At 60.5% G+C, this 13138-nt stretch carries 10 protein-coding genes; 6 read left to right on the top strand and 4 right to left on the bottom strand.

The window, feature by feature from the left end; translation table 11 throughout:
• The first annotated feature begins 8 nt into the window (after nt 1-8).
• Both WD006_RS14370 and WD006_RS14365 read left to right on the top strand, forming a co-directional pair.
• Nucleotides 9-1043: a DUF1254 domain-containing protein gene (locus tag WD006_RS14370; RefSeq protein ID WP_029306617.1), complete on the top strand. Its 1035-nt coding sequence runs from the start codon at nt 9-11 to the stop codon at nt 1041-1043.
• A 181-nt stretch (nt 1044-1224) separates the two neighbouring features.
• Nucleotides 1225-2193 (top strand): SphA family protein, encoded by a 969-nt coding sequence (locus WD006_RS14365; RefSeq protein ID WP_029306616.1) that lies wholly within the window; start codon nt 1225-1227, stop codon nt 2191-2193.
• A gap of 945 nt (nt 2194-3138) precedes the next feature.
• On the opposite strand, the gene WD006_RS14360 is transcribed toward WD006_RS14365, so the two are convergent.
• From WD006_RS14360 to WD006_RS14350, 3 genes are all read right to left on the bottom strand, one after another.
• Nucleotides 3139-3606, bottom strand: a complete 468-nt coding sequence (locus WD006_RS14360; protein ID WP_029306615.1) for a chromate resistance protein ChrB domain-containing protein — start codon at nt 3604-3606, stop codon at nt 3139-3141.
• Nucleotides 3607-4044: 438 nt separating this feature from the next.
• Entirely contained in the window at nt 4045-5235 is a 1191-nt protein-coding gene (locus tag WD006_RS14355) for a M20 aminoacylase family protein (protein WP_029306614.1), read from the bottom strand.
• Nucleotides 5236-5237: 2 nt separating this feature from the next.
• Complete coding sequence (locus WD006_RS14350; RefSeq protein WP_029306613.1) at nt 5238-6224, bottom strand: Bug family tripartite tricarboxylate transporter substrate binding protein; 987 nt, start codon at nt 6222-6224, stop codon at nt 5238-5240.
• Between the two features lie 98 nt (nt 6225-6322).
• On the opposite strand from WD006_RS14350, the gene WD006_RS14345 reads away from it, so the two are divergent.
• Nucleotides 6323-7249: a LysR substrate-binding domain-containing protein gene (locus WD006_RS14345; protein WP_011519624.1), complete on the top strand. Its 927-nt coding sequence runs from the start codon at nt 6323-6325 to the stop codon at nt 7247-7249.
• A 424-nt stretch (nt 7250-7673) separates the two neighbouring features.
• Here the strand turns inward: WD006_RS14345 and WD006_RS14340 are convergent, their stop codons facing one another.
• Nucleotides 7674-8240, bottom strand: coding sequence for a YSC84-related protein (locus WD006_RS14340; RefSeq protein ID WP_011519623.1), 567 nt, complete (start codon nt 8238-8240; stop codon nt 7674-7676).
• Nucleotides 8241-8794: 554 nt separating this feature from the next.
• On the opposite strand from WD006_RS14340, the gene WD006_RS14335 reads away from it, so the two are divergent.
• From WD006_RS14335 to WD006_RS14325, 3 genes are read left to right on the top strand one after another with little or no spacing between them, the layout of a single operon-like run.
• The gene (locus WD006_RS14335; protein WP_011519621.1) at nt 8795-10108 is read left to right on the top strand and encodes an LssY C-terminal domain-containing protein; all 1314 of its coding nucleotides are present in this window, start codon (nt 8795-8797) and stop codon (nt 10106-10108) included.
• A complete protein-coding gene (locus WD006_RS14330) occupies nt 10105-11373 on the top strand; it encodes an LssY C-terminal domain-containing protein (protein ID WP_029306612.1) in 1269 nt (422 codons plus the stop codon). The genes WD006_RS14335 and WD006_RS14330 overlap by 4 nt, the downstream gene beginning before the upstream one ends.
• On the top strand, nt 11348-12538 hold the full coding sequence (locus WD006_RS14325) for a hypothetical protein (protein ID WP_011519619.1): 1191 nt from the start codon (nt 11348-11350) through the stop codon (nt 12536-12538). Before WD006_RS14330 ends, WD006_RS14325 begins: the two co-directional genes overlap by 26 nt.
• Nucleotides 12539-13138: the final 600 nt, after the last annotated feature.

The following is a 13138-nucleotide window of genomic DNA, read 5'->3' as shown; positions in this document are numbered from 1 at the left end:
AGAGAACAATGATTTTCAACGCCTTGATGGGCTTCGCACTCGTTGGCGTGAGTACGACCTATGGCCAGATTGCCGCTGCTCAGGCGACCGGCGCGCCCGTGCCGGTCACGGTAGACAACTTCGTGCGGGCGGAGTCCGACATGTATATCGTCGGCGTGGCAAAGCAGGGTGGCGTGGGTAAGCTGCAGCACCGGCGCGAGCCCGCGTCGATTGATGACCAGGCCGTCATCCGCCTGAACCGTGACACGCTGTATTCCTCGGGCGTGTTCGATCTCGATGCTGGCCCGGTGACAATTACCATGCCGGACCCGGGCAAGCGCTTCATGTCGCTGCAGGTCATCAGCGAGGACCACTATGTACCCAATGTGTTCTACGGTGCCGGCACGCATACGTTGACGCGCGAGAACGTCGGCACGCGCTATGTGGCCGCAGCCATCCGCACGTTGGTGGATCCGAACGATTTGAATGACCTGAAGCAAGTCCATGCGCTGCAGGACGCCATCAAGGTCAGCCAAAAAGCGACGGGAAAGCTGGATCTGCCCAACTGGGACCAGGCCAGCCAGAAGAAGGTGCGCGACGCGCTGCTGGCATTGTCGGCCGCGACACCGGACTTCAAGAGGTCATTCGGCAAGAAGGGCGAGGTCGATCCGGTGCGTCACCTGATGGGCACGGCGGCTGGCTGGGGTGGCAACCCCGACAAGGACGCCATCTACCTAAACATCACACCGGAAAAGAACGACGGAAAGACCGTGTACCGGGTGAACGTGAAGGATGTGCCCGTGGATGGATTCTGGTCGATCAGCGTTTACAACGCCGAAGGCTACTTCCAGAGAAACGCGGCCAATGCCTACACCGTCAACAACATCACAGCGAAGAAGAACAGTGACGGGTCGATTCCGATCCAGTTCGGCGGGTGCAACGGACAGTTGCCCAACTGCCTGCCCATTGTTCCCGGGTGGAACTACACCGTACGCCTGTATCGGCCGCACGCCGAGATTGTCCGTGGCGCATGGAGTTTTCCGCAGGCTCAGGCTGTGGACTAAGCAGAGCGCGTCAGGAAAGGCGGAAGGCACTTGGACGAAGGCGGCATTCTGGATCTGAGAACGCCTTTGTCCTCTCTTGGATGGCGTTGGCCAAGGGTGAGGCGCGTCTTCGCGTTTCCTCGTAATGTCGCATCCGCACCCACTGTAAGTCGTAGCAGCACTCTTAACACGGAGACTCACCATGAAGCGTGCAAGTGGCCCCGTCCTGGCCGCCATCGCCGCTGGCAACCTGATGGCACCGCTGGCTGGACATGCCACGGAGGGCGCTTTGGGCCGACCGGTGGCGGGCACCAGCGTGTCGTCCAACGTTGCCGTAATCCCGGACCAGCCGGTATGGATAGCCAATCTCCAGCAACTCTATATGGACGGATCGATCAGCGGCGGTCGTCAGGTGCCGATCGGTGGCCGTACCACGCTGGGCGTTGACGCGAAGATCGCGTTCACGCTGGCCACATTGATGAAGGTGTGGGATACGGGCCCCGGCGCTTGGAATTTTGCCTCGAGCTTCACGCTACCCTATGTCTGGACTTCGGTGCACGCCAACGCGGGCGTGACCGCTGGCGGCGCCAGCTTCTCGCGTGGCACCTCGGATCGGGCGTCGAATCTTTACGATATCTATTTCAGCCCGATCATCGCCGGCTTTCACTTCTCGCAGAACAGCCACATGGCCTTGAGCTTTAATGTCTGGGCCCCCACTGGGCAATACGACAAGAACGCTCTGGCCAATCCGAGCCTGAACAACTGGACCTTCGTGCCGCAGGCCGCATTCACGCACGTAATGCCGCAATACGGGCTGGAGTTTAACGGCGTGGCTGCGTTCCAGTTTTATACGCGCAACAGCGCCACTGACTATCAGAATGCGCCGTTGTTCACGCTTGATGTCATGGGGCTGAAGAAGTTTGGCGCCTGGGGTACAGGGATCGTCATGGGCACGGTTCAGCAGCTGGGTAACGACACCGGGCCCACGGCCGACCGCCTCAATGGCTTCCGCGGCCACGACTTCACGATCGGGCCGATCGTCACGTACGACACCAAGCTTGGCGGCAAGGCGCCGCTTTCATTCAGCGTGCGCTGGGTGCCTACGGTCACCAGCAAGAACCGGCTGGATAGCACTGCCACCGTCTTGGCTACAGCAACGCTTGTATTCTGACTTTCACCTGCGACATTCAGCGAGCCCAACAGGTTTCGAATCCACGCTTTCTCTATAATCCGCAGTCGCTTCTATTGCGATAAACGCTGATAAGGGGACGCTGCGACGTCTGCGCGATCACGTGCGGGTCGTGCTGGCCTCAGAAGCAACCACCAAGCCATTTGAGACATCCGATGGCTTCAGAGTGAGATTCTTAAGTTCCCATAAATCTGAGCTCTGAGACGCATGGATGGAGGTCTACGTTTGATTTCAACGGGAAAAACAATGCGGCCATCTCGGTGGGTGGCCTACCCAGCTTTGGTCTTTATGGCGGGCGGCATGTTCGGACACGTCGCCTTCAGCGGGGGGTTCCTGACAACGCCCGGTGACGAAGTCAACTGGGCGGTTTTCATTTTGTCGGTGCCAGTCGTCCCAGTGATGCTCAGAGGATTGAGTCGAGACGGCGGCAATGCCAGCACCAAGCATCCGCCTGCCTGGGGGCGCTGGATCTTCTTGTACCCAGCTGCGGTCCTATTATTGTCGTTTTGTATGGCGCTCGCGCCCTCGGGTTGGATGACGACATGGAGTTTCGTAAGCGGCACACCGAGTGGCCCGTTCGACGCGGTGGTGGACGCAGTGCCTAGCGGCCCGGGTAGGGGGTGTGACAAAAGGGTGTGGCTAACCTTCGATCAGTTCTCGGGTCGAGTTTGTCTTGATAATCGACTGAAAGGGCGAGTGCCGAAAGTGCGCGAGCATGTTGTGATTTTCGGCCGAATGTCGCGGCACGGATTGCATGTGTCGCAGGTAGTTTTGCAGGATTGAGTTTCCTGGCCACCGTACGTGATTGACCGACATTTGCGGGACTCGGCCATATTCCGGGGCGTCGCCTGCTTCGTTGCTAATGTACGGCACAGTGCTTTCGAACTTGACGCGTCCAGCTGCCGTTGGACGGCTTGCCGGTCTCGACTAGCTTCGCTTTGGCAGTCGCGTGGCTGGCACATGCGTTTCTGGTTGGCAGCTCAGACACCATGCATACAGCGCGTCGTACATCACCATGCCATATTCGAGCAACTCGCGGTCGTCAGCGAAAATGCGGGACAGTCCGAGTGAAATGGCACGGAGCCCGCTTGACTGTGGGGTCAGCTCCAGCCGCGACGTACTCGCTCCGCGTACGATTCCCGCCATCAACTGCAGCGCGGGGTCGCCGGCAAGGTAGTACTTGTCCAGAAGTTCGTCGAAGCTGCAAAGCTCGTTTGCGGTCGTGAGCTCGGCATTTGGGACGTCATATGGAATTGCGCCGGTTTCATTGGCAATGCGGAGCACGTCTCCCGGTGGCACGAACAGGAAGTCTGGCGTGTCATCGATGAAGCGCGCAATCAGCCATGGGCTGGCGATCTGATCGATCCCGGGGTGTTCCCGTGAAAGCCACTGCATGGGTGTCTCCGTTCGGCTTGCCGGATGTGATTGAGGCTGTTTCCGTGCAGCGGAGAGTGGCTCAGCAGGATACTCTCAGTCGACCGAAGTGCGAGTCCGGCCGCTGTTCGTGCGTCGACCATCGGAACGCATGGAGTGACCCTAAACATCCTTGCAGCTGTCGGTATGATGAGAGTGCACTACGCCGCGGTCTACTGTGATTAATAACAGTGGGCCTTGTACGGTGCGAAACCGCACATTGGCTCATTGGCTTGATGCCGGCAGCTTCCGCAATCGAAGCCGATTGAATGCCCGGCTTCAAGAGAGTGGCGAACGGCTGCGCATGGTCGCGGACGGACGGCCGCTAAGAAGCCGAGGCCGCCTCTGCCCGACCCATGCGGGTTGTTCGATTGCCCCTCTTCGCCGCCGCAGGCACTGCTTTCGTCTCCCAGGCTGGGCTCAGGCCAGGAACGTCTCTGTCAGTCGGCACCAATACGCTGCACCCAACGCCAGGTTGCGGTCATTGAAGTCGTAGCGCGGATTGTGCAAGCCGCGCCCGCCGTCAGATGGGCCGTTACCAATGCGGACGAGCGCCCCCGGGCATTCCTGCAGCATGTAGGCGAAGTCCTCGCTACCCATCATCCTCGGATAGTCGCGGTCCACGTCCTCCGGGCCAACAAGCGCCGTGGCAACTTCCGCCGCCAGGGCAACCGCGTCGGCGGCGTTGTCGACAACCGGGTAGCCTTCCACATAGCGGATCTCAGCTTTCGCGCCATACGATTCGGCAGTCATGTGGACCAGCGTGGTGATGCGATCCTTCAATAGTGCGCGCACCTCCGGGCTGAACGAGCGCACGCTGATGCCGATTTCGGCTTCGGCCGGAATGACGTTCAGTGCGTCTCCCGCGCGTAGCCGGCCAACCGTGAGTACTGCCGACTCGTTTGGGGGGACGTTGCGGGAGACTACGGTCTGGAGTGCCATGACGATGGCAGCCGCTGCCACAAGCGGATCGACCGCCAGATGAGGGCGCGCGGCGTGGCCGCCCAGGCCGATGACCTTGATGAACACCCGATCGCCCGCGGCGAGAAACGGTCCCGGACGCATCAGGAACCGGCCTTGGGGTGCACCGGGATGGTTGTGCATGGCGAACACCATGTCGCAAGGAAAGCGATCGAACAAACCATCCGCCACCATGGCCTTGGCGCCGCTGTCGAACCCGCGCTCCTCTGCAGGCTGAAAGATCAGGTTCAACGTACCGGAGAAGTTCCGTGTGGCCGCAAGGTGCTTTGCCGCACCAAGCAGCATCGCGGTGTGGCCATCGTGTCCACAGGCATGCATGAGGCCGGGCCGGATGCTGGCGTAGGGAAGCCCGGTGTCTTCCTGGATAGGCAGGGCATCCATGTCGGCGCGCAGGCCAAGACACCTGTCACCGTTTCCCACGCGCAGCTGGCCAACCAGCCCCGTCTTTCCGATGCCGCGCGTTACGTGGTATCCCCATTCCTGCAACTTCCCGGCAACCAGATCCGCAGTGTCGTGCTCCTCAAAGGCCAGCTCCGGATGCCGATGGATGTGCTGTCGCAGCGCGGCAAGCTCGTCGTGCAGGGGGAGCAGGTCGGGAAGCGCTGTACTCGCCTTGGAATCGATGGCCATCGTCAATCCAAAGTGATGTGGTTGTCTTTGGCGATGCGCTGGTAGAACTTGATGCGCTGCTCCGTTTCCCTGGTATAGGCTTCCGGCGTAATGTCCTCGGGCACGATCATGCCCTTCGCAGTCCAGATGGACCGAGTCGAAGGTTCCGCAAGGATCTTGCGTACCGCGACGTAGAGCTGTTGAACAATTGCATGCGGCGTCCCTGCCGGGGCGGCAAGGCCGGTCCATGATGTCTCATTCAGGTCAGGCAGCTTGAGTTCGGCAAAGGTTGGCACATCCGGCAGTTGCGGCACGCGCGCCGGTGCCGCCACGGCCAGCGCACGCAATTTGCCTTGCAGGATGTGGTCGAGGTTGGAGGACAAATTGTTCCAGGTCAGTTGCACCGACCCGCCCAGCAGGTCGGTCAACGCTGTACCGGCGCCCCGATATGGCACATGCGTCATCGGGATACCCGCCTGGGCTTTGAGAAGCTCCATGCTGACGTGTGACACCGAACCCGTCCCGGCACTTGCATAGTTCAGCGCGGTGGGATTGGCCCGCGCGTACTTGACCAGTTCGGCGAAGTTGCGAATCGGCAGCGATGCATTGCACAGCAGCACGTTTGACAGTCGGCTGATGAGCGTGATATTCGAGAAGCCCTTCACAGCGTCATAGGGCAGCTTGGGGTTCATCGCCGGATTCACGACATGCGTGCTCTGCGAGGTGACGATGAGCGTGTAGCCGTCCGGCTGTGCTTTCGCTACATACGTCGAACCGATGGCGCCCCCGGCGCCGGGCCGGTTGTCGATTACCACAGGCTGGCCAATCGCTCTGCCCAACCTTTCGGCGATCAGGCGACCGGACACGTCGACCGAGCCACCCGGGGAGAACGGCACAACCAGAGTGATCGGGCGTGTGGGATATTTGTCGGCGGCAAAGGCGGGCAGTTCCAGGCCACCAAGGCTGCCAAGGGCGGTTGCTTTGAGAAAGGTGCGACGATTGATGGACATTGCCGGCGTGCGAGTTAGCGTTGTCCGAAGGTTAAGCAGACGCAGATCCGCAAGCAAACGACAAAACCATTGAGCACGATAACAAAATGTAATGACCCATGAAAATTCGCTCTCCTTCACTGGTGGAACTGCATGCCTTTCTGGCGGTGAGCCGCCTGCGCAGCTTCCGCCTGGCGGCCGAGGAACTTTGCGTCACCCAGGCGGCTGTCAGCAGAGCCGTGCAACGTCTGGAGCAGCACCTGGGTGATTGCCAGTTGTTCGAGCGATCATCGCAGGGTGTGGCGCTGACCGAAGAAGGCCGCCAGTTACGCAAATTGACGGAGCGCCATGTGCTGGCCCTCGAGGCTGCGGCGACCAGACTTCAGGGGCCACGCGCTGACGGGAAACTGCGGCTGAGCGTGATTCCCACGCTCGGTACTCAATGGCTGCTTCCCCGCCTCGCGCGCTTCAGGGCGGCGCACCCGGATGTGGACGTCGAAATGCGGCAATTTCGCCATGACGAAGACTTCAGCCGCGATGACATCGACATCTGGATTGAGGTGAAGCGTCCCAAGCGACGTTGGCCGGCCAGAATGCAGGTGAAATACCTTCTCGGACGCGAACTCGTTCCGGTCTGCGCGCCATCGTTGCTTTCGCGCCTGAAGCGTCCCAGAGACTTGCTTGAAGAGGCGCTGCTCCACCATACGAACTTCCCGGAAAACTGGGCGCTCTGGGCCAAGGTGGCCGGACTCGGGGTCGCACCCAAGCTGGGCCCAGGCTACGACCTGAGCATCAATCTGATCTTTGCGGCGAAGGCCGGACTGGGTATCGCGCTAACGCAACCCTGCCTGATCGAACGCGAGCTGGAAGCCGGTGAACTGGTGATGCCTTTTGATTTGCGAGTCGACACCGGGCGCGGCTATTTCACCTGTGTCGACGCACAGCGGCCACGGAGCGCCGCGCAGAATGCATTTCTGGACTGGATTCTGGCCGAGGCTCGCCAAAGCGAACCGGCTGGCGCTTTCGTATCGGGGCAACAGGGTTGACGGGGGAGGGCAGTACGAGCTGGCGAATAGGCTGAACGAAGACGGGTTGATCGATCTTCCTGGACGATCTGAGCGGGCGCCGATCGCCAGGGTCATGGTTGTCGCTGATCGACCCATTGCGGCCAATCGGGGTGGGACCATCTGAACGACTGCTTCCGAGGCGGAGCTGTCATCGTTCCTCGTGGGATTTTCGACAGGTGTTCCTCGCCGGTGCGGATGTCCCGACCGGCGCCTGGACAGTTTTACCGATCTGCGCCGCTGCTCCATCTCTGCACACCGTATGGCTTGTGGTGCTAATACAAGTATTCGACTGGCGATACTACTTCTGAGAACGGAAGTGAGGCCAAGAACAAAAGCGTATCCAAGTCGCTTCCCCTAAGCCCTGAGAACAAGCTCATTGATTTTTTGCCCCCCGTAGCGAGAGTCAGTGAGGCTTGTAGCTGAACTTCTGGCCACCAATGCTCGCCTCGTACATCAAGCCGCCCTTGGTCACTGTAAATGTCGCCATGCCCTTGTGATAGCCACCCGCGGTCTTGGCGTCTTTCTTGCCGGCGCTCGCACGCGCAGACGTGCCTGTCGTGCTTGTCTGTGCGCCCGCAGCCGCCGTAATCGCAACCGCAGAGGCATCTGCGCCGAACTCAAAGTTACCACCGGTAAATTCCTTGAGCGCCCGTTCATCCTCGAACACGATCATCTCGCTATAGGCTTCGCCGCCGAGCTGCAGGCCCACGGTCACCTGGGTCATCGATGTGTCGCCGATATACTTTCCCTTTTCGTACACACGGCCCTTGCCATGGGCCCCACCTATGCCGACAGCCCCCTTGCCAATTGTAGGAAATACCGCGTAGCCGTAAGCAGATTTGAGGAGCTGGCCACTTTCTCCTGCATTCTTGAAGAGTTTGATCGTGTCGGTGTACTCGTCCGCCCAGGCAGAAGAAATCGGTAACAGCAGCGACAAGACTGCGAGAATCGATATCAGACGTTTAAGCATGATTTGTTCTCCATCGTGGTTGAAACTCATCGTGTACAGCACTACCGCGTCACACTTCTGCCCACGTCTTTTCAATTATGCTGCTGCGACAAAAACAGTCGGAGTCAACGCGCGAGAGCTTGCTGTAGCTCGTTTTCAGGATAGACGAGATGCGTTCCGACTCAGGGAATCTTATGATCGAGTAGTAATGCAGTTCGCCCGGAAGCGGGTGCTGCGCGAGCGAGCCACGCTTTGCGGGTCGTCAGTCCTAGGCTATGCACGGCCCAACCATCACCCGATGTGCAGGTCGAGCCCGGAAGATATTGCAGCAGTACGGCTTGGTACTTCTCCGCGTAGTTGTCGAGAGGTAACCGCCAATCGCGCCTGCACTCAGCACCGCCGCCACCGCGAATCTGGCGGCGAAGGCACACAAGACCTTCAGGCGGACCGTCGGCGACCTATAATTATTTTTCATCACGTGAAGTGCCATTTGAGCGACTCACGCGGGCCCGCAGAAACGCGATGCAACCGGGAGTGTGCGTTACAAGCGCCGGCCATACTCGCGAGAGGCCATGATGAAATGCATCGAGACGCACATTTTGGCTGTCGTGATCATCGCCTGCTCGATCGCTGGCTGTGCCGTCCCACCTGCTGATGTATCAGGAAGTGATTACCGCAGCCGCGCGGTGACTCGCGTCCAGGGCGCATTGCGTGTATCGGCAGCCGTTCTTTCCGCAGAGGAAAGCGCCGCCGTGTATGGTGTCCCTCTGGCAAAGAAGAAGATTCAGCCGGTATGGGTCGAGGTGCAGAACAACGACGATCGCAATTACTTCCTGCTGTCGCCAGGCATGGACCCGAACTTCCTTCCCGCGTCTGAAGGGGCCGAAGCGTTCGCTGACGGCGCGTCGCAAGATGTCGCAGCCAGGCTCGAGGCGCGCTTTGGCGCGCTCGCTTTTCACAATTCCATCCCACCGGGGAAGACGGTCTCGGGCTTTGTGCTCACCAACCTGAACGCGGCTGTCAAGCTCGTTCAACTGGACCTGGTCGCGAGTAGTCGCGCAACGACATTCTCGATCCTGATACCAGTCCCAGGCTTCCGGGCCGACTACAAGGCCAGTGAAGTTTTTCTGCGCGACGTCTATCCGCCCGACAAAATCGTGGACTACACGGACGACGACGCATTTCGTGCGGTGCTCGAAGCGCTGCCTTGCTGCTCGACCAACGAAGACGGTTCGATGAATGGTGATCCGCTCAATCTGGTGATCGTGGGCGGGCTGGACGACGCGTTTCCCGCGCTCGTGCGCCGGGGCTGGCAACCGGCCGAGCAGAAGTGGTCAGGCGCGATCATGAAGATGATCACGTCGGCCCTGTCTGGCGAGCGCTATGCCAACGCGCCCGTAAGCGATCTGTATGTCTTCGGGCGCCCGCAGGATCTCGCATTGCAGAAGGCGCGGGATACCATCCACCAGCGCAACCATCTGCGACTCTGGCTGACTCCAATGCGCTACCAGGGCAAGCCCGTCTGGATAGGCCAGATTAGCCGTGACATCGGCGTCCGTCTTACGACTCACTCGCCAACGCTTGTCACCCACAAGATCGACCCTGACGTCGACGAAGCCCGCGCGGCGCTCACGGAGGACATGGGGTATTCGCAGAATCTCGTCAAGGTCGGATTCGTCGGGGGCGTTGGCGGCGCACGGCCGGACGCGCCGCGCGAAAATCTGACGACTGACCCCTACTACACGAATGGATACCGTGTCGTACTGGTGTTCGACCGCGCGCCGACATTGCTCTCGGGAATCAGCCTGTTTCCGTGGAACATGGAAGACTTGCTCAAGTATCCAACTTCGACAACAAACACTGAAATCAAGCCCGGAGCGAAGCCATGAGTGCGTCCGGGCGCCTGTGCGTCTTGTTGCGACGCGGTGCATCCAGCGCTCTGCTGCTTGCGCTCGGTGCGTGCGCAACATGGCAGCCGCCCACCGATGCCGGCGACGGTCCGCTGCGCGAGCGCGCCATCAGCGCGACCAGCCGCGACGTGCGTGTCAGTGCGACCGTACTCGGCAAGGAGGATAGCAAGCGCATGCTAGGTGCCGACGTGACGAGGATGCGCGTGCAGCCGGTATGGGTGGAGATCCATAACGGGACGGCCCAACCGCTGTGGCTGCTGCGTTCGGGCACCGACCCGGACTACTTCTCGCCGCTCGAGGTGGCATGGTCGTTGCACACCCTGCTTGGCGGGACGATTAACCGGCGCATCGACGCTTACTTCAACGGTCTTGGGTTCAGGAACCCCATCCAGCCCGGGCAGACCCGCGCCGGCCTGCTGTTCACCAATCCCGACTACATCACAAAGTTCGTCAATATCGATTTCTTCGGCAGCAATACCTTGATACCGTTCACGCTGTATCTGCAGGTGCCAGACGACGAACGCTCTATGGCCGCATCGCGGTCGCTGCTCATATTCCGCTACCCCGAAGCCGACATCCAGAACTACACCGACCTGGCGTCGCTGCGGGCCGCACTCGAGACGCTGCCAGCCTGCGCCACGGATGCAAGCGGCACCGGTCAGGGCGATCCATTGAACGCGGTGATTGTCGGCGAGATCGACGACATCAGCGCTGCGGCAGTGCGTCGAAACTACCGGCGCGATCTGCGCCAGTCCGACCTCCCTCAGCGGGTGTTCGACCGTCAACCGGACGTAGTCACGCGCAAGCAGGCACAGGCCGGCGCACCTGCGATATGGATACGCGGATGGCTCACGCCCATTCGATTTCAGGGGCAGCCTGTCTTCGTCGCCCAAGTTGGACGCCCCGTTGGCGGGCGTTTCGCACGTACCGACGATCAATCCGTGCTCTTGCAAAGTGACGTCGATGAGGCCAGAAATCTGTTTGTCCAGGACATGATGTATTCGGGCGGCCTCGAGAAGCTCGGCTTCGTGTATGGCGTCGGTGCTGCTTCGCTGCATTATCCGCGGACGACACTGGGCAATGCGACTTACCACACCGACGGGTTACGTGCGGTTCTGTTTTTCGTGACCCGTCCGCTCAGCGTTTCGGATGTGCAGTTTCTTGACTGGGTGCCCTATCTTGAGCAGCGAGAGCGTTTCCAAAGCGAGGAGAGCGACGATGCAGCTCGACACGCTGAGCACTGAATCACAAGCCGACGGTGCGACGCCGGCGTTCCGCGTGATCCGTGCATGGTTGGCGAGCTTCGCGTGCTCGACGGCGCTCGTGGCGAGCCTCGTGCTCGGTGCATGTGCATCGAAGCCGATCGTCCCCTATTCGACTGATACGCCTCCGCTCGTGCTGGTGCCGGCGCCCCTCGCCGGAGTGACGGACAAGCGGGGGCGCTTTCGCGAAATCTATTGTGCTGTGCTCCAGACCCGTGGCTCAGCCCTTCCCGATTACCGTCCTTGCGACGAGGCACTGACCCGTGTGGGCAGCGAACCTGCTGGCACCGGCAAGCCTGTCGATCTCGGTCCATCGAAACGGCATCTCATCGCAGCAGTTGTGGCAGGCATCGGGTACGAATGTTTTAAGCCATGGCTGGATCCACCGGGAACTGTCGTAACCCATTTGCGCGAATTCGGCTATGACGCGACGATGATCACCGTCGACGCGCTTTCGAGTTCGACGAACAACGCCCGTCAGATCCGTGACGCGATCATGGACATGTCGCTCGCGGTCAACGAACCGCGCATTGTATTGATGGGCTATTCAAAGGGCGCACCCGATATCCTCGAGGCCGTCGTCACGTACCCAGAGATCCGCAGCCGTGTGGCCGCCGTGGTTAGCGCGGCCGGCGCCGTCGGTGGGTCGCCACTCGCCAATGATGCCGAGCAGTATCAGGCCGACTTGCTGCGGCACTTCCCGGGTGCGACGTGCTCGTCGGGAGATGGCGGTGCGGTGGAGAGCTTGCGGCCTCAGACACGCAAAGCATGGCTTGCACAGAACCCTCTGCCATACGATCTGCCCATCTACTCGATCGTCACGTTCCCGCAACCGGAGCGCATTTCGTCGATTCTCAGATCGAGCTACAACAAGCTGTCCCGCATCGACGCGCGCAACGACAGCCAGATGATTTTCTATGACCAGATCGTGCCCGGGAGTACGCTTCTTGGCTATGTCAACGCTGACCATTGGGCGCTCGCCGTGCCCATCGCACGTACGCATGACACGGTCGGATCGTTGTTCGTCACGCAAAACGCGTATCCGCGAGAGGCACTGGCCGAGGCTTTGCTCCGTTTCGTCGAGGAAGATATGGCAGTGCCTGCGAGCCATGTTCCTTCCTCCGTGCGAAGACGGCCAGCGGACTGAGCAAACAGGAAACAACGCTGCGGTCTTTACCAAGATCCGCCCGAACGGTAACTGTACCGTCCCAGCGCCCACGCCCATGCATTACTGATCGATGTGACCGTAGCCTGTCCGCTGGAAATCAGCTTGCGTTTTGGAGAGTTCGGACGGTAGGCGACAGCTATGGCCGGCGACCAGCAGAACACAATCCGAGCACGAAGGTCCGTTGCTGGATCGGACCGGTCGCTTGTATGACCGTATGACCGTGAGAGCAAACGGCCGAAAATGGCCGATCTCGGACACCGGACCTGACCCATCAACTGCGAGACGGGATACGAATGCGATAGGGCGCCAGCATCGGCCGGCCCGGGCGACGTCATGCTTGCCAGCCTCGGAACGAGGTGTTTCATGACGTAGATTCCATGCGGCCTTCGATACGCACGCGAGGCAAGCGAGGAAATCTTGCAGAACCGGCTGAGCAAAGCGGCGACCGCGCATCGGGGTCGGGGGATGCCTTGATGGCCGAGTTGATGGCCGAGTTGATGGCCACGACGCGCAACCCTGCGCGCCGTGCGTTCGCACGGATGCAGGGCAGGGCTGGCGCGCGCCGGGTGCCCGTGTCTC

Origin of the sequence: Cupriavidus sp. Met-2, from assembly GCF_049843575.1 — a bacterium.
Lineage (GTDB): Bacteria > Pseudomonadota > Gammaproteobacteria > Burkholderiales > Burkholderiaceae > Cupriavidus > Cupriavidus metallidurans.
The sequence above is the reverse complement of the archived record's forward strand: the minus strand, read 5'-3'. Positions and strand labels throughout refer to the sequence as shown.

Coding starts and splice junctions, on each gene's coding strand:
- WD006_RS14370 (WP_029306617.1), top strand. CDS start 9: ATGATTTTCAACGCCTTGATGGGCTTCGCACTCGTTGGCGTGAGTACG.
- WD006_RS14365 (WP_029306616.1), top strand. CDS start 1,225: ATGAAGCGTGCAAGTGGCCCCGTCCTGGCCGCCATCGCCGCTGGCAAC.
- WD006_RS14360 (WP_029306615.1), bottom strand. CDS start 3,606: ATGCAGTGGCTTTCACGGGAACACCCCGGGATCGATCAGATCGCCAGC.
- WD006_RS14355 (WP_029306614.1), bottom strand. CDS start 5,235: ATGGCCATCGATTCCAAGGCGAGTACAGCGCTTCCCGACCTGCTCCCC.
- WD006_RS14350 (WP_029306613.1), bottom strand. CDS start 6,224: ATGTCCATCAATCGTCGCACCTTTCTCAAAGCAACCGCCCTTGGCAGC.
- WD006_RS14345 (WP_011519624.1), top strand. CDS start 6,323: ATGAAAATTCGCTCTCCTTCACTGGTGGAACTGCATGCCTTTCTGGCG.
- WD006_RS14340 (WP_011519623.1), bottom strand. CDS start 8,240: ATGCTTAAACGTCTGATATCGATTCTCGCAGTCTTGTCGCTGCTGTTA.
- WD006_RS14335 (WP_011519621.1), top strand. CDS start 8,795: ATGAAATGCATCGAGACGCACATTTTGGCTGTCGTGATCATCGCCTGC.
- WD006_RS14330 (WP_029306612.1), top strand. CDS start 10,105: ATGAGTGCGTCCGGGCGCCTGTGCGTCTTGTTGCGACGCGGTGCATCC.
- WD006_RS14325 (WP_011519619.1), top strand. CDS start 11,348: ATGCAGCTCGACACGCTGAGCACTGAATCACAAGCCGACGGTGCGACG.